Origin of the sequence: Segetibacter koreensis DSM 18137 (assembly GCF_000374045.1) — a bacterium.
Classification (GTDB): domain Bacteria; phylum Bacteroidota; class Bacteroidia; order Chitinophagales; family Chitinophagaceae; genus Segetibacter; species Segetibacter koreensis.
The window spans coordinates 142,518-162,271 of sequence record NZ_KB893359.1 but is presented as its reverse complement, the minus strand read 5'-3'; the positions used below and the strand labels follow the sequence as shown (position 1 = coordinate 162,271).

The following is a 19,754-nucleotide window of genomic DNA, read 5'->3' as shown; positions in this document are numbered from 1 at the left end:
TGATGCAAATAATCCAATCAATTACTGGTTATTGACTATTGACTGTATTAAACTATTTTTGTTTAATAACTACTTGTATGGAAGTAAACGACGAATTAGTAGATAAGCTTGCAAATCTTGCAAGACTTAGATTTGAGCCGGCAGAGAAAGCGGACATAAAAAAGGATCTGCAGAAAATGATATCATTTATTGAGAAATTAAATGAACTGGATACGACAGGAGTGCAACCATTATTATTTATGACAGATGAGGTAAATGTATTGCGGGAAGATGAAGTTAAAGGTTCAATAACAAGAGAGGAAGGATTACTAAATGCACCGCTAAAAGACGAGCAGTTTTTTAAGGTGCCGAAGGTAATTCGAAAGTAATTTATCGAAACTCTTGTAAAGTTCTACAACAGATATTGACTTTGCAACTGACTTTATAATGGTCCCATTTACAAATTCTTTAATAGAATCAAGCTAAAATACTATTGTTATTTATGGAGTCCATTATACATCTGCAGAATATTAATAAAAGTTATTTTATGGGAGTACAGGCGTTGCCTGTTTTAAAAGGAATAAACCTTGATATTTTAAAAAATGAGTATGTGGCGCTAATGGGTCCTTCCGGCTCTGGAAAAAGTACTTTGATGAATATTTTAGGATGTCTTGACAGCCCTACTTCAGGCACATATATTTTAAACGGAAAAGATGTAAGTACCATGCCGGATAATGATCTGGCCGAGGTTAGAAATAAAGATATAGGATTTATATTTCAGCAATTTAATTTATTGCCCAGACTAACCGCTGCTGAAAATGTTGCTCTCCCCTTAGTGTATGCCGGCGTAGGCAAAAAAGAAAGAACGGAAAGGGCTATGGAAGTTTTGGTTAAAGTGGGCCTTGCAGACAGGAGTAAGCACAAGCCAAATGAATTGAGTGGTGGGCAAATACAACGTGTAGCTATTGCAAGAGCTTTGGTAAATAACCCCGCCATAATACTTGCTGACGAACCAACGGGAAACCTTGACAGTAAAACATCTGTGGAGGTAATGGACATTTTTAGCAAAATACAGGAATCTGGAAATACGGTAGTGTTAGTTACTCATGAAGAAGACATTGCTGCTTACGCAAAAAGAGTGGTAAGGCTTAGAGACGGAGTAATTGAAAGTGACACTTTAAGAAGTGCCCATGCAGTACTTGGAACAGTTGTATAGATTCCTTTATTACAGATGATTAAAAAGATAATGAGATAATTCTGCTTTAATAATTAGATTGTGTATTCAACTCTACCTTCCGTTGAGGATATTTGGAAGCGTATTGATAAACAAGGCCTCGTATATAATCACTTTCAGGGTATTGTGTTACATGTTTTTTTACCTCTTCAATATGAGTGCAAGAAACATTTGCAGGAAGATACCCCATCCCGTAAAAAGATCCTTTTTCCATTAATATGATACCTTGTTTATATTCTTTTTTAGGCAAAGCAATATCTTCAACTACAGCAAAACTCGGAAGCGAAGAACTAAGATATTGAATGGCGTTATTTACTCTTTCATTATATTCGTTGGGTGATAGTTCGTCGGCCAATGTAGCGCCGGGACTAACATCTACAAAGCATAATCTTGCACATAGATCAAACGCTTCAATCAGTTTTTTTAATAAATTAATGCCATCAAGCAAAAGGTTAAACGTGTACAAGGGCCTTAGTTGCCTTTTTATTTTTTCTATCACCAACCTCTGGTAGCCTCTGCCATCCTCATACATATATAGACCATACGTTTGCTGAAAACCCTTCAGGCTTCGATTGTACAAAGGCCATAAACGCTTTATCTCTATGCTTTCCAGAATAAAAGCCATTAGCTCTGAACCGCATAGCTGGAAGGAAATATTATAGATTTCACGCAAAAACTCCTGCTTTTGTTTTCCGGGCTTATTATTGGAGAAATGACTGTTTACACGTTTTTTTAAATCTTTCGCCTTTCCAACATATACTATTTTTCCCTTTTGATTGTGAAAATAATATACTCCCGGGCAGGAGGGCAACTGGGCAACTTTCTCTACTGGTAAATTGGGAGGAAGAAATTGTTCTTTTGAATTGCCTTTGAGCATTGCTTGTATATCACCTTCCAAGTCGTTCTGTAAAATGCATTCAAAAAGTTTTACAGTTGCCAAAGCATCGCCACCTGCGCGATGCCGTTGTTCAATTTCTATTTCCAGGCTGCGGCAAAGATTGCCCAGGCTATAACTGTTTTGACCGGGTAATACCTTGCGGCCAAGACGTACTGTGCAGAGTTTCTTACAATCAATATCGTAGCCGCATTGGGCCAACTGGTGTTTTATAAAAGAATAATCGAAGTTGACATTATGAGCTACAAATACTTTGTCATGCAAAAGGCTATATATTTTAGGTGCAACTTCTTCAAAAAGCGGAGCCTGGCTTACCATTGCATTGGTTATACCTGTCAACGCCTGTATATAACGGGGAATGGGGGTTTGCGGATTAATAAGCGTTTCAAAATACTCAACCATTTTTTCCCCATCGTGTATCGCTATAGCAATTTCAGAAATGGAATTTCCACTTGCATATCCACCCGTTGTCTCTATATCTACAATTGCATACATGGCCATAACTCACAAATTCTAAAGATATATGGAAAGTAATTTCTTAAAACAAAAAAGAGTAAAAAATATTTTTGGGTTTAAGGCAAGATACAAAAAAGGAAAACAGTTTTAAGAATGAATTTTAAAAAAACATAGTAAACAATGTAACTATCACATGATAAAAACGTTTGAAAAGTAAGAAAGTGTACTATGATGTTATCTTAACATTAATTAACATACATCATTTTGAAATTAAAATTAATTTAGCCAAATCAACTAAAGCTTATGAAAAAGCTGCTGTATACTGTAATTATGTTTAGCGCTTTAACTATAAGCGCTTGCAAAACAGATAATGTTTCAAAAATAACTGAAGGAGTAAAAGTAATAAGGAAATGTTGTGAAAAATTATCTCAAGGGAAATCCCGCGAAAATAGTAAAGAGTACGAAACTGAGGAATCAAAAAGCAAAGTTTCCTCCATTCTTCCTGCTTATTTTTGGGATACTAAAATGATGATAAGGTAAAAGAAGTGATAACATTAGATTTTATATAAAGGCTCCTCACGCAGGAGCTTTTTTTATGTGTTTTATCGTTTTGTAAAACCGGCCTTGGTTTTTGTACATTTGCACTCCAATTTTAAAATGCTGTTTTTAAATTTTAAAAAAGGTTGGCAAAAGGCTAAAAATATCAGTGGTTAGCCGGGAAAGTGATTACAGAATGTCAAAAAATTTCTGCCTGATTCATTGTGATACACGACAAATGGCTGACATAAATCATAAATTAAAAACAGCGTTTTAAAGATCAATAATTATTATGGATAAAGCATAGCATCTAAACATATTATGGAACTGAGTAAGAATTATATTCCTTCGGTAACAGAAGCAAGGTGGTACAAACATTGGACGGAAAAAGGATATTTTAAAAGCAGGCCTGACGAAAGACCACCTTATACTGTGGTTATTCCTCCGCCAAATGTTACAGGCGTGTTGCACATGGGTCATACTCTAAATGAAACAGTGCAGGATATACTAGTAAGAAAAGCAAGAATGAGCGGATTTAATGCATGCTGGGTGCCGGGAAGCGATCACGCAAGTATTGCTACAGAAGCCAAAGTAGTGCAGATGCTCAAAGAAAAAGGAATTGATAAAAATGAATTAAGCCGCGAAGAATTTTTAAAGTATGCATTTGAATGGAAAGACAAATATGGCGATATTATTTATAACCAGATAGAGAAACTGGGATGCAGCGTTGACTGGGAGCGGGTTACTTTTACTATGGATGATCATTATTACAAATCAGTAATAAAAGTTTTTATTGATTTGTATAATAAGGGATTAATTTATCGTGGTGCACGAATGATAAATTGGGATCCGGCAGCTAAAACAGCGTTGAGCGATGAAGAGGTAGAGTTTAAGGATATTATTGGAAAGCTGTATTATCTCAACTACATCTTGGTGGATGACGAAGGACAGTTGAAGGAGTCTACGCCCAATTCTGTTAACAGTCAAAACGCTGCATTTAACTTCATTACCATTGCCACCCAACGGCCAGAGACAATTATGGGTGATACGGCTATTTGTGTAAATCCTAACGATGAACGCTATAAACATTTAAAGGGGAAATTTGCGATTGTGCCATTAATAAACCGTCGCATCCCAATAATATTTGATGAATATGTTGATCCTGTGTTTGGTACGGGCGCATTGAAAGTAACTCCTGCCCATGACATTAATGACTATAATCTAGGATTAAAACATCATCTTGAAGTAGTTGATACCTTAAACCCCGATGGAACATTAAGTGCTGCCGCACAAATATATATAGGAGAAGATCGTTTCGTTGCCCGCAAGAAAATTATAGCCGAACTGCAAGAAAAAGGGTTTCTGATAAATGAAGAAGAATATGCAAGCCGCCTTGGACATAGCCAGCGGAGTGGGGCTGTAGTTGAGCCTCGAATAAGCACCCAGTGGTTTGTAAAAATGAAAGAACTTGCGCGGCCGGCACTTAACGCAGTTGTAGATGGAGAAATAAGAATTCATCCGGGAGATAAATTTTTAGCAACTTATAAATATTGGCTTGAAAATGTAAAAGACTGGTGTATTAGCCGGCAACTCTGGTGGGGCCAACAAATTCCCGCCTGGTATGATGAGAAAGGAAACTATGTTGTTGCCGAGACTTATGAAGCGGCTATAGAAAAATACAAGGAAAAATTTGGTCAACAGCTAACTGACAATGATCAATTAAAACAGGATGCTGACGTTCTGGATACGTGGTTCTCATCATGGCTTTGGCCCATGGAAGTTTTTAAAGGAATTTCTGATCCGGAAAATCACGATATTAATTATTATTATCCTACTTCGGTTTTGGTTACCGGACAGGATATTATTTTCTTTTGGGTGGCGAGAATGATTATGGCAGGAATGCATTATAGGAACGAAAAGCCTTTTAGCGATGTATATTTTACCGGAATGGTTAGGGATAAACTCGGAAGGAAAATGAGCAAGAGCCTGGGTAATAGTCCCGATCTTTTGCAATTGATTGATAAATATGGAGCTGATGCGGTTCGCTTTGGTATTATGATTTCTTCACCTGCCGGAAACGATTTATTGTTTGACGAAGCGAGCCTTGAACAAGGGCGGAATTTTAATAATAAATTGTGGAATGCTTTAAAGCTGGTAAAGATGTGGGAAGGGCGGACGTCGACAGATAACACCACCCAGGAGGTAGATGATAACTGGCGTTTAACGGATGAAACCAAGCTGCAAACAGGTGAAATTGAAGATTTGGCAGAAGTCGAAAAATCAAGAAGTCATCACATAGCGATTGATTGGTTTGAAAACAGGTTAAACGAGGTAAGGGCAGAGGTAGAGGTAATGTATTCACAGTTTAAATTAAGTGAGGCATTAAAAAGCATTTATTCTCTTATTTGGGATGATTTCTGCAGTTGGTACCTCGAATGGGTAAAGCCGGGTTTTGAGCAGCGGATAGAAGAAGAGGTTTATGATAAAACTGTCTGGTTTTTTGAAGAATTATTGCAAATGCTTCATCCATTTATGCCGTTTATTTCAGAAGAAATTTATCATTTGCTTCGTGAAAGAGAGGATGACCTGTGCGTAAAGCAGTTTCCTAAAATAGAGGCTGCAGATCAGAATATTTTAGCCGCTGGAGAATTACTGAAACAAGTTATTTCTGCACTCCGGGACGCAAGAAATAAAAACCAGTTAAAGCCTAAAGAAACAATCAAACTACATGTGCAATCTGCTAACGGTTCAATATACAAAAATATAGAAGAGATTTTAGCGAAGCAGATAAACGCAGAAAAAATTTATCATGTAAATGATGCAGTTCCTAATGCTATTGTGATTGCAGTAGAAAAAGATAAATTCTACATTGAATGTGAAAATCAAATAGATACGGAATCACTAAAAAATGAATTGCTTAAAGACCTTCAGCATCAAAAAAACTTTTTGCAAACTGTAATAAAAAAATTAGGCAATGAACGTTTTGTAGCAAATGCTAAAGCTGAAATAGTCGAGCTGGAAAAGAAAAAGCAGGCCGATGCGGAGGCAAGAATAAAGACAATTGAAGAAACTTTAGCATCATTATAACCTAGAGACACTTACTTGTACAGTTGAGCTATAACAAAATGTAGGATTTAAAATAATCCTACATTTTGTTATATATTATATTTGTATTAAGGGTAGGTGTTTCATTCGCTTTCAATAAAAATCTACCTTTTGTCACATTTCCAATTTCTTTAAATTTCATCTCCTGAAACATTTAACTGTTTCAGTATTTCCCGGTGTTTTCTTGTTATCGGTATTTTAAATACATAAATTTCTCTTCGGGAATCCTGTAGCTTTATTTTCATCTTTTTAACAACTAAATAGCACGTTTTTTTTAATCTTCCTCGTTATTATTACTCTAATATAAAATGTAGGAAATATTCTTTTTATAAACCTTGCATCCAGTGGTTCAATATTGCGGTCAATGAAAAAGTAAGGAATTACTTGAAATATAACTACCAGATGTAAAAGTTGCAACATATGAATAGCGTTAATAAAAATGAAGTCTTGCTGAATATTCAGCAACTGATCGACAAATCAAGGTGTGGAGTCGATGGTTTTTTTACTGATAGCAAGTCAGCTGCAAATGATATTTTCAAATATTTGGAAAATGAAAATATTATCGTTAAAGATGAAGCGGCCGTTAAAATAAGTTATAACGAGAGTAGCAGGGCAGCTTGATGAAATAAGCAAAATCTACAACAAACTTAAAAGTTCTGTACAAAAGACTTATTTCAGCTTTTTAAATCCTGGGTATTTAAATTGCAAAAACACTTTGTATGGAAATCCACCAACATACCAATCGTCTAATCCACGAAACCAGCCCCTATTTACTGCAGCATGCTCATAATCCTGTAGACTGGTTTCCATGGGGAGAAGAAGCTTTGGAAAAAGCAAAAAAAGAAAACAAGCCAGTTTTGGTAAGCATTGGCTATGCCGCCTGTCATTGGTGCCACGTAATGGAAAGGGAAAGTTTTGAGAACGAGGAAACGGCGAATCTAATGAATCAGTATTTTGTGAATATCAAGATAGACCGGGAAGAGAGGCCAGATATCGATCACATATACATGGATGCAGTGCAGGCAATGACCGGGAGCGGGGGGTGGCCCTTAAATGTTTTTTTAACGCCGGATGGCCGGCCCTTTTATGGAGGTACTTACTTTCCACCGGTAAGAGCTTTTAATCGAAGTAGCTGGAGAGAAATATTAGAGGCAATTCACACTGCCTATTCTGAAAAAAAAGATGAAATAGAAGACCAAGCTAATAAACTCACAGAACATCTCACAACTTCAAATGCGTTTGGCATTGCCGCAACAGAAAAATATGAAGGCTCTTTTGCTGAAAACACTCTTATTGAAATAGCAACAAATCTTTTAAAAACCGCTGATACTACCTGGGGCGGTTTTGGGGCAGCGCCAAAATTTCCTCAAACTTTTTCCATTCAGTTTTTGCTTCGCCATTATCACTTTACTAAAGATGAAAAAAACCTGCAGCAAGCTTTGCTTAGCCTTGATAAAATGATCTACGGCGGAATTTATGACCAGGTTGGAGGTGGTTTTGCCAGGTACAGCACCGATGAGAAATGGTTAGCACCCCACTTTGAAAAGATGCTGTATGATAATGCACTTCTTATGAGTGTTTTAGCTGAGGCTTTTCAACTTACTGGTAATGATTTGTATAGTAATATCATTCATCATACCATGCAATTCATTCAACGTGAAATGATGAATGAAGAGGGCGGTTTTTACAGTGCGTTAGATGCGGATAGCGAAGGAGTTGAAGGGAAATTTTATACATGGAGCAAAGCCGAAGTATATGATGTGCTGGGGGCGGCTGATGCCCAAACCTTTTGTGAGTTTTATGGTATAACAGAAAATGGAAATTGGGAGCACACAAATATTTTATGGGTGCAAAAGCCAATACAGCAATTTGCAGCTGAAAAACAAATAGGTGAAACTGAACTAAGAAATCTTCTGGAAGCATCCAGGTTGATATTGTTAGAAAGACGCGGCAAGCGTGTAAGACCTATGCTTGATGACAAAATATCGCTTGGCTGGAATGCTTTAATGAATATTGCCTGTTGCAAAGCTTATGCAGCTACCGGTCTTGCTGCATATAAAGATATTGCTATTAAAAATTCGATATTTTTAGAAGCTTCATTTCTGGATGTGTCAACAGGTATCTGGTTTCATACCCATAAAAATGGCATTTCTAAATATCCTGCATTTTTAGATGATTATGCTTACATGGCGAGTGCTTACATTCATTTGCAGGAAATTACAGGAAACAGTGAATACTTGCAGAAAGCAAAAAAGCTGGCGCAAATTGCAGAAGAAAACTTTTTAGACGAGAGTTCCGGCTTTTTCTTTTTTACTTCCAAAACCCAGAAAGATGTGATTGTGCGAAAAAAAGAAGTGTATGATGGCGCGACACCCTCCGGAAATTCTACTATGGCTATAAACCTTAATTACCTGGGAATAATTTTTAATGAATTAAAATGGATAGACCAGGCACGTAAGATGGCACAGCAACTGGCTGATGTGGTTACCAGGTATCCTTCGTCTTTTGCAAATTGGGCATGCCTGCTGCAACAATTTATTTATGGAGTTCCTGAAATAGCCATAACAGGTGATAAAGCTTTGGATCTTTTGAGCGAGGTAATGAGAGAATATATTCCTATTAAAGTAATACAGGCGGCAACTTTTTCGCAGGAGACATTTCCATTGTTAGCAGGCAAAAGCTTTCAAGGTCCTCCTTCTATTTATGTTTGTAAAAACTACTCTTGTAAAAAACCAATACAAAATGTAAAAGAAATAAAAAGTTTGTTAATCTGACCAAGTTTACAAAATTCCATTTTAAATTGTGCTTCAATTCTGTTTTTTAATTATACAATTTTAGCCCATAAGTATTATTTTTACCCCATTTTTATTTAAATACGTTGTATCTGGTATTGTTTTTTAATGTTATGTTTACGTTACAATAAATCAGTGCTTGCAACGTTTTATATTGGAAGTAAAACAATTTTTAAAGAAATTTAATTGTTCTGTACTCCCAAAAACCAATTAAAATATATTATTTTACATTTGCTTTATACCTATAATCGTTACAATCGAATGAGAAGTCAACTGTTTGCATTTGCAGCTATTACGGCCCTTGCGTTTGGGTCTTCCAGTTGTATAAAGAAAGGAAAGGCGAAGGGTGTGGCTGATAACGGCCAGCTAATGGGCGCATCTTATGGAAATGTCCAGGGCATGTCTAAGCCTTATGGTATGGTATTCGTACCGCCAGGAACTTTTCATATGGGGCCAAGTGATGAAGACATAAACTATAACTTTACTGCACGCAACAAGCAAGTCTCTATAAACGGCTTTTGGATGGACGCCACAGAGATAACCAATAATGAATATCGACAGTTTGTATGGTGGGTAAGAGACTCTCTTGCTGCTAAAGAATTAGGATATGGCAAAGAAACAGATGGAAATTTTGCAGTTGACTGGAAAAAAGCACAGACAATTAAATACAACGACAAGGCTGTTTTAGAGAAAATATCTAAACTTACTTTAACACCCGATAACAGGTTATATGGAAGAAATGAAATAGATCCTGAAAAGTTACAGTTCAGAGTCGAATCCTTTAATTTGAAAGAAGCGGCAAAGCTTGAAAATAAAGGAAAACCTCGTAGTTCTTTTATTATAAAATACGACGAGAAAATTTACCCTGATACCTTGGTTTGGATGAGAGACTTCTCTTATTCGTATAATGAACCAATGGCAAAACGATATTTTTCTCATCCTTCTTTTGGCAATTATCCTGTTGTTGGTGTTAACTGGAAACAGGCTGTTGCTTTTTGCCGCTGGAGAACAAACTACCTGAATAGTTATCTTGAAAGAAAGAAAAAAGTTCCTGAAAGCGATTTTCGTTTACCAACAGAAGCAGAATGGGAATATGCTGCAAGAGGCGGACGTACTCAATCCCCTTATCCTTGGGGCGGCCCGTATCTAAGAAACAAAAAAGGATGTTTACTGGCTAACTTCAAGCCCGGTCGTGGTAACTACGCAGAGGATGGTGGATTTTACACTGTACGTGCAGATGCATATTGGCCAAACGATTATGGTTTGTATAATATGGCAGGAAATGTTGCAGAGTGGACTAACTCCTTATATTATGAAGGAAGCTATAACTTTCAACATGATATGAATCCTGATATACGGTGGGATGCCAAAGATACAGATCCTCCCCGCATGAAGCGTAAGGTTTTACGAGGTGGAAGCTGGAAGGATGTGGGGTATTATCTGCAGACCAGCACCCGCTCTTATGAATATCAGGACACAGCCAAATCCTATATCGGTTTTCGTTGTGTTATTGACCTACCTGCAAACAATCCAAGAAGATAAGTTAAAGCCTATCTAATACTTTTATCGACTTTACTTTTTAACAAAAAATAACTGGTGGGAAGGATAATACCGCCCACCTTTATTCGTTATATAAACTATATCATTATTTATAATCTAAACATTACTGTAAAAACTAAAAAAACGTTATGTCTTCAGGAACAGGAAAATCAAGACCAATTGACCGGCTTTTAAATATTTTCGTATCAGCGGCGGCAGTCCCTGTATTATTGGGGGCTTTGGCAAAAATTACTCACGCACCGGCAGCGGATGTATGGTTAAAAGTAGGTTTGTATACAGAGGCAGCAATCTTTTTTGTTTATGCTTTGCTTTACATTTTCGCACCACCGCCAGAAGATGGAGCGGTAGCTACTGCAGCCCCTGCGGGAGCAGAGCAAGGAAATCCTGCTTTAAAGTCAATGGAAAAAATGTTAGCTGATGCTGACATAACTCCTGCTAATCTTTCAAAATTGGGCGCAGGTTTTCAAAAGTTAGGTACTACGGTTTCAAATATTTCCGATGTAGGTGAGATCGTAAAAGCTTCAGGTGATTACGCTCAAAAAACCAAATCAGCAGCAGCCGCTCTTGACCAGGTAAAGGACGCGTATATCAATACCGCAAATTCTCTTACTACTTTTAATGCAGCTAGTGAAAGTACAAAGCAATTTCACAGCCAGGTGCAGGTTCTTACCAAAAATCTGTCTTCATTAAATACCATTTATGAGTTAGAGTTACAGGAAAGTAACAATCATTTGAAAGCACTTAACCAGTTCTATGGTAAGCTGGCACAAACCTCAGCAGCTATGGAAGGAAGTGTAGAAGATGCTAAAAAGGCTCAGCAGCAGATCGGGTTGCTGGCTACAAACCTTGGCAGACTTAATTCTGTTTATGGAAATATGTTAACTGCTATGCAGGGGCGATAATTGAAAATATTTATTTGTAACTTTTTAAATCGTATTTTAAGTCATGGCTTTACCTAAAGAGCCCCGGCAAAAGATGATCAATATGATGTATTTGGTGCTGACGGCAATGTTGGCTCTAAATGTATCTGCTGAAATTCTTAATGCCTTCAGAACAGTAAATCAGAGTTTGGCTAATGCCAACGAAATAATAGAATTAAAAAACCAGGGTCTTTTTGGTTCTTTTGAAAGAAAAGCTGCAGATCCTAAAACGGCAGAAAAAGCAAAAATCTGGCAGGCAAAAGCGTTGCAGGCAAAGGGCTACGCCGATAATTTATATAACTACATCGAGACATTAAAAACGGAATTGATGGTGGCAGCGGGCCAGAAGCAACCGGGTGGCGACTATAAGGAAGATAACCTGGAAGCACCGACAAGGTTGTTGGTAGAAGGTACTAAAGGCAAAGATTTATACCAGAAGCTAGAGCAGTATAAGGCGAATTTGTTAGGTATCGATAAAGATATTAATAAGGAGTTTGAAAAAACGTTGCCAATTGATTTGAAGATTCCTAAGTCGAACAACCAGGGAAACAAACAATGGGAGGCGGCGTATTTTCGTATGACACCCACTATTGCTTCTATTACAATGCTTAGCAAATTTCAAAATGACGTAAGAAACAGTGAAGCGCAAGTGGTCGATTATTGCCATCGTCAAATCGGTGCTGTTGAGGTAGTCTATGATGAATTCCAGGCTTTTGCCGGAACAAACTCTCAGTACCTGATGCCAGGACAGGAATTGGTTATTACCGCAGGTGTAGGTGCATTTAGTAAAGCATCGAAGCCTACTGTTACTGTTGATGGAACCGGAGTTGGATTAAACCCGGAAGGCGTTGCAGAATTCAAAACTACAGTCGGAGGTCCGGGAACGTACACTAAAATAGTTAATATTACTTTTACGAAGCCTGATGGAACTAAAGCAACTATCCCTAAAAAGGTAGAATATACGGTAGGTTCTCCTACCGGAGCAAGTGTCAGTGCAGATGCGGTTAAAGTTTTATATATTGGTTTAGATAATCCTTTAACAATCAGTGGTGGAAGTGCCGGTGCTGAAAAAACACAGGCAAGTATCACAAATGGTAGTTTAAAAAGCCTAGGAGGTGGAAAATACGTAGCAAATGTAACAACACCAGGTAAAGCAACTATAAACGTAACCGTGGAAGGAAAGACAACGCCATTTGAGTTCAGAGTAAAGAGAGTTCCTGACCCTGTTGCTATGATAGGTCAGAGTTCAGGCGGAAGAATCGCTACAAATGCGCTTAAGGCACAGCAAGGGGTACGTGCAGACTTAAGAGATTTTGTATTTGAAGGTGTTAAATTCGATATAGTGTCTTATGTATTTTATGCTACTGGCAATGGATTTGCCGAAGGTCCGGGTGTTTCACAAAACAGCGGCCCTTATTTTAATGCTGATTCAAAAAGATTTTTAGAAAAATGTCGCCCCGGTTCTACTGTAGTAATTGATGAGATTAAAGCGAGAGGTCCAGGAGGAGATATTCGTGTTTTGCCTACTATGGCTTTTAACTTATTTTGATAAATATTTGCAGTTATGAAAACGAGAATGTTTAAAACAGGGGTAGCACTATTAATGTCTTTTTTAGTTGCTGCTGGTGTTAATGCTCAGAAAAAACCACGTACCAGTGGAACCCGTGCCGCAAGAACGAGGGCAGGTAGCGGATATGGAAATACTGGTTATGGCAACAGTGGGTACACTACCAACAGTGCCATTGGCGATACCACTAAAAAGAAGGGAACAACTACAGCCCCAAGCGGTTATGGTAACCAGAGTGGTTATGGAAACAGTGGAACGCAGGCAGCTGCTACCGGAGGCGCGCAACCCATTAACTCAAATCTACCAGTAACAGTTATGAAGAGTAGCGGCAGTGGAATTGGTGATTCTGTAGCTCCTTCACTACGTAATGATAATGCGGTAGAAAGGCAATTGGTGAGAGACAGAGTTCCACTTGCCTATGAAAACATACGCGAGGATGACGCTGTTTACCGGCAGAGGGTTTGGAGAGAAATAGATACCCGGGAAAAATTAAACCTTCCTTTTCGGTACGCTGCTAATGAAGACAACGGAAACCAGCGTTTTATCTCTATTCTTTACAATGCAATTCAATCAGGTGATATTACTGTATTTAGCGGAGAAGATGACCGGTTCACCACTCCTTTAACAAAGGAACAGGTTGCGCAGACGATTACAGGAGGGATGGATACAGTTCCTGTTGTAGATATCAACGGGGAGGTAACCGGTTACCAGGCAAGACAAAGAATGATTGAACCTGATTCTATCTATCGTTTTCGACTTAAGGAAGAATGGATTTTTGATAAAGAATCTTCCAGAATGTTTGTAAGAATATTAGGGATAGCTCCAGTAATGAGAAAGTATACTTCTACCGGCGTCGATGTTGGTGACGTTACTTTATTTTGGGCATACTATCCTGACTTGCGTCCTACTTTGGCCAAATATGAAGTGTATAATGGTAAAAACTATGCAGGACGTATGAGCTGGGAAGAATTGTTTGAAAGTCGTTTTTTCAGCAGTTATATAACAAAGTCAACCATTGATAATGCCTTTGACAGAAGCCTTAAAGAGTATATTAAAGATCCTTTATTTAGGTTATTAGAAGGCGATAATATTAAAGAAAAGATATTTAACTACGAGCAGGATCTTTGGTCTTATTAATTGTTAAGTCTTTTTATTAAGCCATCCTTTAAAGTAATTTTTAGGATGGCTTTTTTATTTTTTCGATATCTCATTTTAACCACATTTACCTTCTGGACGTTTTTTATAAGATAGGAGCTGAAGTGCAAATAAGTAGAAATAAAGTCTATTTGAATGTAAGGTGAAACTTCTATTAGGTAATAGGATAAGAGTAAGGTGGTGAATCGTTGCAAAAATGACTAATACCAGTAGGGATATCATTTGTGAAAGGTTGAAAATATTTAAAAACGTATAAAGGGATCAAATGCTTAGTTAATCAAGAGTTATTGTATCATGCCAGAATTGTAAATAGCTTGTAGAAATATTCACTAATAAAAAAGAGGTTGTAGATCCAACCTCTTTTTTATTAGTTTTGATGAATGTCTATAATCTTACATTTATTCCTGCCATAAAATTGGTCCCCGCCATAGGAAAAAAGTAATTTTCTGTGGTAGTTTTGCCGGTGAATATATAGCTATACGTGTAACCGTTAGGTTCATATTTTTTATTAAAAATGTTGTATACTGAAGCTATTAAACTCCACTCTCTGAATAATTTGTTTTTAATAGTGTAAGTAAGCCTTGCATCCTGAACAAAGTATGGTTGTAAGCTGCGGTTAATATCTTCTGTATTATCCATGTATTGCCTGCTTACATATTTGCTTAACAAACTTATTTCTGCATTTTTAATGGGTAGCAGATTAATGGTAACGCCGCTGATAACTGAAGGAGAAAATGAAATAGCAGTATTTTTATGATTAATCAAAATTTGTCCACCGCTGTCATAATCGTCAACATATTCATCTGAATGTTTGATTTTGTTTTTACTAATTGTAACGTTTGCTGCGGCGTTTATCCATTTTGCAAGATTTGCTTTTCCCTGCAATTCTATCCCCATCCGGTAGCTTTTTGGAACATTTACGCGAGTGTATGCCCCAACGTCATTGATCTGGCCGGTCAAAATAAGCTGGTTTTTGTACAACATATAATAAAATGTTGCGCCAAGACTTGCTCCTGATGTTCTTTTCTCTACTCCTAATTCAAAATCATGAAGTGTCTCAGCTTTCGGCTGACGTGCAATGCCGGCTTCAAAATCGTCTCTGTTCGGCTCTTTGTTTCCCAATGCATAACTAAAAAAAGCCTGTAAACCATTATTACTGTAAGTGATTCCTGCTTTAGGATTAATGAAATTAAAATATCTCGTAACCAAAACAGTTGGATTGTGTTCAAAACCATTCATAGTATAATGAACTTTTCTGTATTGGATGTCTGCATAGAGGTCAAGGTGCCTGTTCAAAGAATGTTCCCATTTCGAGTAAACATTTACATCAGTTTTTAAGGCATTTAAATCGTACCAACGATAATCTTTAGGTATGCCTACGTTGGCCCAAATAATGCTTCCATAATGCTGGCCATCATAGTGATTCCATCCTCCACCAACCGTCAAGCGGTCGCTGTTCTTTTTGTATTGTAAAGAAAAAATCTGACCGTAATATTTGTTGTCGAGCCATAATTGCCTGACGAGATCTGTATTAGTTATGGTATCATTACCAAACACTGGATTCGGTAATCCATAATTTTCAAAGGATGTCGCTGAGGTACTTCCAGCGGCAGTTTCAGCTTCTACTCCTTTGTATTGCTCGTAATAGCCCCTGCCTTTGCTTAAAAAAAATGCAGTATTAAAAGATAAATAATCATTGAAAGAATGATTGAAGAACAACTGAAAATGATCTTGAATGTAATTATCAGTTTCGTTGGAATATGGCTGTCCAGGTTTTTCCGTACCTGCAGAATTGTAAGTGCGGTCTGTGGCCAGAACGCTCTCGGGTATACCATTCCATGCCTGGTATGTTTTTTCTTTACCGGTTATGAAATTAAAACGTACAGTTGATTTTTTGGTAATGTAGGCGGTAGAAAAATATAAAGATTTCATATCAGTTGAAGCCCGGTCAATAAATCCGTCGCTACTTATGCGGCTTACTCTCGCATCTACAGTAAAATGGTCGTTAATAAGACCAGTACCCGCCTTCACTGTGTTTTTCCACGAGTTAAAAGAGCCATAGCTGTTATTAATTTCTCCATAAGCCTTTTCATTAAATTCATTGGTGCTTAAATTAAGACTCGCGCCAAATGCGCCTGCGCCATTGCTGCTGGTTCCCACTCCGCGCTGTATTTGGATGGAGTTGACCGATGATGCAATATCAGGCAGGTCAACAAAATACGATCCCTGGCTTTCCGCATCGTTGTATGGAATTCCATTAATAGTCATGTTGATTCGCGTTGCATCGCTTCCACGAATGCGAATGCCAGTATAGCCAATGCCGTTGCCGGCGTCAGAATTAATTACTACGCTGGGTGTCTGATTCAGCAGAAACGGTAGGTCTTGCCCTATGTTATTTTTTGCAATCTCCTTGGCTGAAATATTTGTTTTTGCAAAAGGAGCTTTATCTGAAGCTCTTAGCGATTTTATTTCAAGTGGTTCGAGAAAGTAAGCATAGTTACTTAATGCAACATTAGCAGTTGTTACTTCATCTTCAGCCGTTACATCAATTGTTCTTTTTTTCATACTGACATGCTCTACCGTTATTTGATAGACGCCATTTTTCTTTAAGCGCTTAAATTCATAGTAGCCTTTACTGTCTGTATTTTGTACACCTATGTTTTTCCCATCTTGGTCGAGTGATACAGTTGCTTCTTCAACAGGTTGTTTTGTTTGTTCGTGTAATACAAAACCTTTAATAGTGTACTGGGCACTGCTAATAAATACGCCACATATAGCAATGGCTGTCCCCAAAAATTTCTTCATTTTTTTAGTTTTCCTGGTTAAATAATTTGGGAACAGGGAAATGCAGACAGGAGAGGGCAATAGTAAAAGTTTGACACCTTCCCTTCGCAGGAATTACCCTGTTCAGGTTCTACGGGTTTAATCTCAGCCTTGAGTATTTACTCTTAGCACCCCGGGAAGAAACCGGCCGGTTTCTATAATGCAAAAATAAGCTGGAAAAGTTGAATACTTCTGTAACTTTCTTCTGTCATTACCGTTTAATTGTATAAAAAGTAAATAATGAGGAATTTTGTTTTATTTATATTAATGATTGCAGGTGCAGCTACTGTTAAGGCTCAAAATGTCGTGTACGATGAAAATGCAGAAGTTCGTACAGTAGAAAAATTTAATGGCATAGAGGTATCGGGGGCAGTTTCATTATATCTTTCTCAGGGCAGTACAACGGCCGTCGCTGTTAGTGCAGGCGACGCTAAATATAATAATAAGATTAGAACAGAAGTAAGAGGAGGAGTTTTACGAATATCAGTTGAAGGGGGAGTTTGGAATGGTTTTAACTGGACAGACCGAAAATTAAGAGCATACGTAACTGTGACAGACCTTAACCGACTTGATGTTTCCGGTGCCTCTTATGTAAGTATAAGCGGTACTTTGAAAAGTGATGAAATTAAGATGGATGTATCCGGGGCAAGCGAAGTGAAAGGCATCGTAAACTTAAACAAGTTGAATATCGACGTTAGTGGCGCGTCCGTTGTAAAGTTAGCAGGTACCGTAGATGAAGGTACAATAGACGCGAGCGGTGCATGCAAAGTAAACAGTTATGATTTAATTATTGATAAATGCAAGGCTTCATCTTCAGGGGCATCTAGCATAAGAGTGACTATAAAGGGGGAACTGACTGCTGATGCAACCGGAGGTGCTACTATCTATTATAAAGGTACAGGTGTTGGTAAAACATTAAATACGAGTGGGGGAGGAAGCATAAAAAGCCGAAGCGGAAATGAGGATTAAAAAAAAAATCAAAAGATAAATAAAATGTTTGGCAGGTAATTCACATCCCCTTACATTTGCAACCCATAGCGCGAAGTAGAGCAGCGGTAGCTCGTCGGGCTCATAACCCGAAGGTCGGAGGTTCGATCCCTCCCTTCGCAACGCGTTAAAAGCCTCAATCGAGGCTTTTTTTATTTCCCTTTTTAATCTTCATAGAAAATAAATTATTTTTTTAGTGTTATGAAAAGTTGATTAGCAAAAAAAATGCAGCAGTAAACGAAATTCGTTCCCAACTTTTCAAATCGATTACTTTGTCCCGGTTGAATTTCGCGTTCTTCAGGTTTAATGTGTAGCTATCTGACAGCTATTCTAACTTTATTTTTCACAATATTTCATATAAATAAAAATCCCGCCTTTTGAGCGGGATAAATTTTTTTGTTCTCCTGTACAATTACTGGTTTTTCCGATAAAAGGATTACAAAAAGGCTTTCAAGTTTTTTGGATTAATGCCTTTTCTAAGATATTGAATAATAGAGTTCTTTATAAGAAATATTGGATAATTACATATCAAAAGTATTTATGTTGCTGATACCCTTGCGGTTCTTAAAGACTTTATAATAACCGAATCGGACCAATTTTTAAAAAAAAGTACCAAAAAGGTTGTTTACAAATAACTAAGATTAGTGTCAGGAGTTAAAGCTAACAGAGTCTGATACATAAGGCGAATAGTATTTTCAATATCGTTTTTGTGCAGCATTTCGACAGTAGTATGCATATAACGAAGTGGAATTGATATCAAAACTGAAGGGCAACCATCATTTGCATAAGCAAAACTATCAGTATCAGTTCCAGTACTGCGGCTTATTGCTCTTAGTTGCACAGGTATCTCTGACTTCTCAGCTACATCCTGTACAATATTTAAAAGCATGTTATGAACTGCTGGTCCGTAAGCAAGAGAAGGCCCTTTACCGCAACTGCAATCTCCTTCTATCATTTTATTTATCATCGGAGTAGTTGTATCGTGTGTTACGTCGGTAATGATGGCTACATTTGGTTTAATACGGCGAGCAATCATTTCTGCACCTCTCAGGCCTATCTCTTCCTGCACGGCGTTAACTATATAGAGTGAATAGGGGAGTTGAACATTATTTTCTTTTAGCAAACGGGCTACCTCCGCAATCATAAATCCACCGATACGGTTATCCATGGCACGACATACATAATAATCGTATGACAGTTCTTCAAAACCTTCTTCGTACGTAATCACGGCACCTACATGTACACCCAGGTCTTCCACTTCTTTTTTGTTTCTTGCTCCGCAGTCGAGCCACAGATTATCAACTTTTGGTGCAGTTTCCTTTTGTTCAGGATTTGATAAACGAGTGTGAATTGCAGGCCAACCAAACACTGCCTTTACCGGTCCCTTTTTGCCATGAATAACCACTCTTTTACTTGGCGCTATCTGGTGATCGACACCACCATTTCTCTTTAGGTAGATTAAACCTGCATCTGTAACGTAATTTACAAACCAACTTATTTCATCCGCATGAGCTTCGATTACTACCTTAAACGGCTGATTTGGGTTTATAATTCCAACTGCTGTCCCGTATGGGTCAGTGAATTTTTCATCAATATATGGTTGTAGATATTCAAGCCATAATCTTTGGCCTCCTGACTCAAATCCTACAGGTGATGGATTGTTTAGGTAATTTCGTAAAAAGGTGTGTGAAAGATCATTCATAATAGCTTCTTTTTTCCTTTTTTCTTTTTTTTCTTTAGACAT

General features: G+C 37.7%; 14 protein-coding genes, 1 tRNA gene and 1 riboswitch. Of the genes, 12 read left to right on the top strand and 3 right to left on the bottom strand.

The genetic code is table 11. The features are described from left to right. The first annotated feature begins 77 nt into the window (after window positions 1–77). Together gatC and B154_RS0122040 are read left to right on the top strand one after the other, a co-directional pair. A complete protein-coding gene (gene gatC, locus B154_RS0122045) occupies window positions 78–368 on the top strand; it encodes an Asp-tRNA(Asn)/Glu-tRNA(Gln) amidotransferase subunit GatC (protein WP_018616531.1) in 291 nt (96 codons plus the stop codon). Between the two features lie 113 nt (window positions 369–481). Continuing rightward, window positions 482–1,195 carry an ABC transporter ATP-binding protein gene (locus B154_RS0122040; protein ID WP_018616530.1) on the top strand — a complete coding sequence of 238 codons (714 nt, stop codon included), beginning with the start codon at window positions 482–484 and terminating at the stop codon, window positions 1,193–1,195. A gap of 46 nt (window positions 1,196–1,241) precedes the next feature. Here the strand turns inward: B154_RS0122040 and B154_RS0122035 are convergent, their stop codons facing one another. After that, on the bottom strand, window positions 1,242–2,603 hold the full coding sequence (locus B154_RS0122035; RefSeq protein WP_033412400.1) for an exonuclease domain-containing protein: 1,362 nt from the start codon (window positions 2,601–2,603) through the stop codon (window positions 1,242–1,244). A gap of 264 nt (window positions 2,604–2,867) precedes the next feature. Here B154_RS0122035 and B154_RS0122025 point away from each other — a divergent pair, with 264 nt between their 5' ends. The 8 genes from B154_RS0122025 to porN all read left to right on the top strand — a co-directional run bounded on the left by B154_RS0122025 (window position 2,868) and on the right by porN (window position 14,182). Then, complete coding sequence (locus B154_RS0122025; RefSeq protein WP_018616527.1) at window positions 2,868–3,104, top strand: hypothetical protein; 237 nt, start codon at window positions 2,868–2,870, stop codon at window positions 3,102–3,104. 318 nt (window positions 3,105–3,422) lie between these two features. Next, window positions 3,423–6,188 (top strand): valine--tRNA ligase, encoded by a 2,766-nt coding sequence (locus tag B154_RS0122015; protein ID WP_018616526.1) that lies wholly within the window; start codon window positions 3,423–3,425, stop codon window positions 6,186–6,188. A gap of 438 nt (window positions 6,189–6,626) precedes the next feature. After that, complete coding sequence (locus B154_RS0122000) at window positions 6,627–6,827, top strand: hypothetical protein (RefSeq protein WP_018616523.1); 201 nt, start codon at window positions 6,627–6,629, stop codon at window positions 6,825–6,827. 98 nt (window positions 6,828–6,925) lie between these two features. Continuing rightward, on the top strand, window positions 6,926–8,980 hold the full coding sequence (locus B154_RS0121995; RefSeq protein ID WP_018616522.1) for a thioredoxin domain-containing protein: 2,055 nt from the start codon (window positions 6,926–6,928) through the stop codon (window positions 8,978–8,980). Between the two features lie 279 nt (window positions 8,981–9,259). Further along, window positions 9,260–10,540 carry a T9SS ring complex lipoprotein PorK/GldK gene (gene porK / locus B154_RS0121990; protein WP_018616520.1) on the top strand — a complete coding sequence of 427 codons (1,281 nt, stop codon included), beginning with the start codon at window positions 9,260–9,262 and terminating at the stop codon, window positions 10,538–10,540. 146 nt (window positions 10,541–10,686) lie between these two features. After that, complete coding sequence (porL, locus tag B154_RS0121985) at window positions 10,687–11,460, top strand: type IX secretion system motor protein PorL/GldL (RefSeq protein WP_018616519.1); 774 nt, start codon at window positions 10,687–10,689, stop codon at window positions 11,458–11,460. 43 nt (window positions 11,461–11,503) lie between these two features. After that, the gene (gene porM, locus B154_RS0121980) at window positions 11,504–13,027 is read left to right on the top strand and encodes a type IX secretion system motor protein PorM/GldM (RefSeq protein ID WP_018616518.1); all 1,524 of its coding nucleotides are present in this window, start codon (window positions 11,504–11,506) and stop codon (window positions 13,025–13,027) included. A 15-nt stretch (window positions 13,028–13,042) separates the two neighbouring features. Then, entirely contained in the window at window positions 13,043–14,182 is a 1,140-nt protein-coding gene (gene porN / locus B154_RS29465; RefSeq protein WP_083935009.1) for a type IX secretion system ring subunit PorN/GldN, read from the top strand. Between the two features lie 402 nt (window positions 14,183–14,584). Here porN and B154_RS0121970 read toward each other — a convergent pair whose 3' ends face one another. Beyond that, window positions 14,585–17,005, bottom strand: a complete 2,421-nt coding sequence (locus B154_RS0121970; RefSeq protein ID WP_018616516.1) for a TonB-dependent receptor — start codon at window positions 17,003–17,005, stop codon at window positions 14,585–14,587. Window positions 17,006–17,067: 62 nt separating this feature from the next. Next, a riboswitch (TPP riboswitch) is annotated at window positions 17,068–17,169 on the bottom strand. Window positions 17,170–17,263: 94 nt separating this feature from the next. Here B154_RS0121970 and B154_RS0121965 point away from each other — a divergent pair. Further along, on the top strand, window positions 17,264–17,992 hold the full coding sequence (locus tag B154_RS0121965) for a head GIN domain-containing protein (RefSeq protein WP_018616515.1): 729 nt from the start codon (window positions 17,264–17,266) through the stop codon (window positions 17,990–17,992). Window positions 17,993–18,061: 69 nt separating this feature from the next. Beyond that, window positions 18,062–18,133: transfer RNA gene (locus B154_RS0121960), tRNA-Met, on the top strand. 502 nt (window positions 18,134–18,635) lie between these two features. On the opposite strand, the gene B154_RS0121955 is transcribed toward B154_RS0121960, so the two are convergent. Next, window positions 18,636–19,754 carry a M42 family metallopeptidase gene (locus B154_RS0121955; protein ID WP_018616514.1) on the bottom strand — a complete coding sequence of 373 codons (1,119 nt, stop codon included), beginning with the start codon at window positions 19,752–19,754 and terminating at the stop codon, window positions 18,636–18,638.

Bases quoted from the DNA above. Each gene is read 5' to 3' on its own strand.
- B154_RS0122015 (WP_018616526.1), top strand. From the start codon at position 3,423: ATGGAACTGAGTAAGAATTATATTCCTTCGGTAACAGAAGCAAGGTGG.
- B154_RS0122035 (WP_033412400.1), bottom strand. From the start codon at position 2,603: ATGTATGCAATTGTAGATATAGAGACAACGGGTGGATATGCAAGTGGA.
- B154_RS0122000 (WP_018616523.1), top strand. From the start codon at position 6,627: ATGAATAGCGTTAATAAAAATGAAGTCTTGCTGAATATTCAGCAACTG.
- B154_RS0121995 (WP_018616522.1), top strand. From the start codon at position 6,926: ATGGAAATCCACCAACATACCAATCGTCTAATCCACGAAACCAGCCCC.
- porK (WP_018616520.1), top strand. From the start codon at position 9,260: ATGAGAAGTCAACTGTTTGCATTTGCAGCTATTACGGCCCTTGCGTTT.
- B154_RS0122025 (WP_018616527.1), top strand. From the start codon at position 2,868: ATGAAAAAGCTGCTGTATACTGTAATTATGTTTAGCGCTTTAACTATA.
- porL (WP_018616519.1), top strand. From the start codon at position 10,687: ATGTCTTCAGGAACAGGAAAATCAAGACCAATTGACCGGCTTTTAAAT.
- B154_RS0121970 (WP_018616516.1), bottom strand. From the start codon at position 17,005: ATGAAGAAATTTTTGGGGACAGCCATTGCTATATGTGGCGTATTTATT.
- porN (WP_083935009.1), top strand. From the start codon at position 13,043: ATGAAAACGAGAATGTTTAAAACAGGGGTAGCACTATTAATGTCTTTT.
- B154_RS0121955 (WP_018616514.1), bottom strand. From the start codon at position 19,754: ATGTCTAAAGAAAAAAAAGAAAAAAGGAAAAAAGAAGCTATTATGAAT.
- B154_RS0122040 (WP_018616530.1), top strand. From the start codon at position 482: ATGGAGTCCATTATACATCTGCAGAATATTAATAAAAGTTATTTTATG.
- B154_RS0121965 (WP_018616515.1), top strand. From the start codon at position 17,264: ATGAGGAATTTTGTTTTATTTATATTAATGATTGCAGGTGCAGCTACT.
- gatC (WP_018616531.1), top strand. From the start codon at position 78: ATGGAAGTAAACGACGAATTAGTAGATAAGCTTGCAAATCTTGCAAGA.
- porM (WP_018616518.1), top strand. From the start codon at position 11,504: ATGGCTTTACCTAAAGAGCCCCGGCAAAAGATGATCAATATGATGTAT.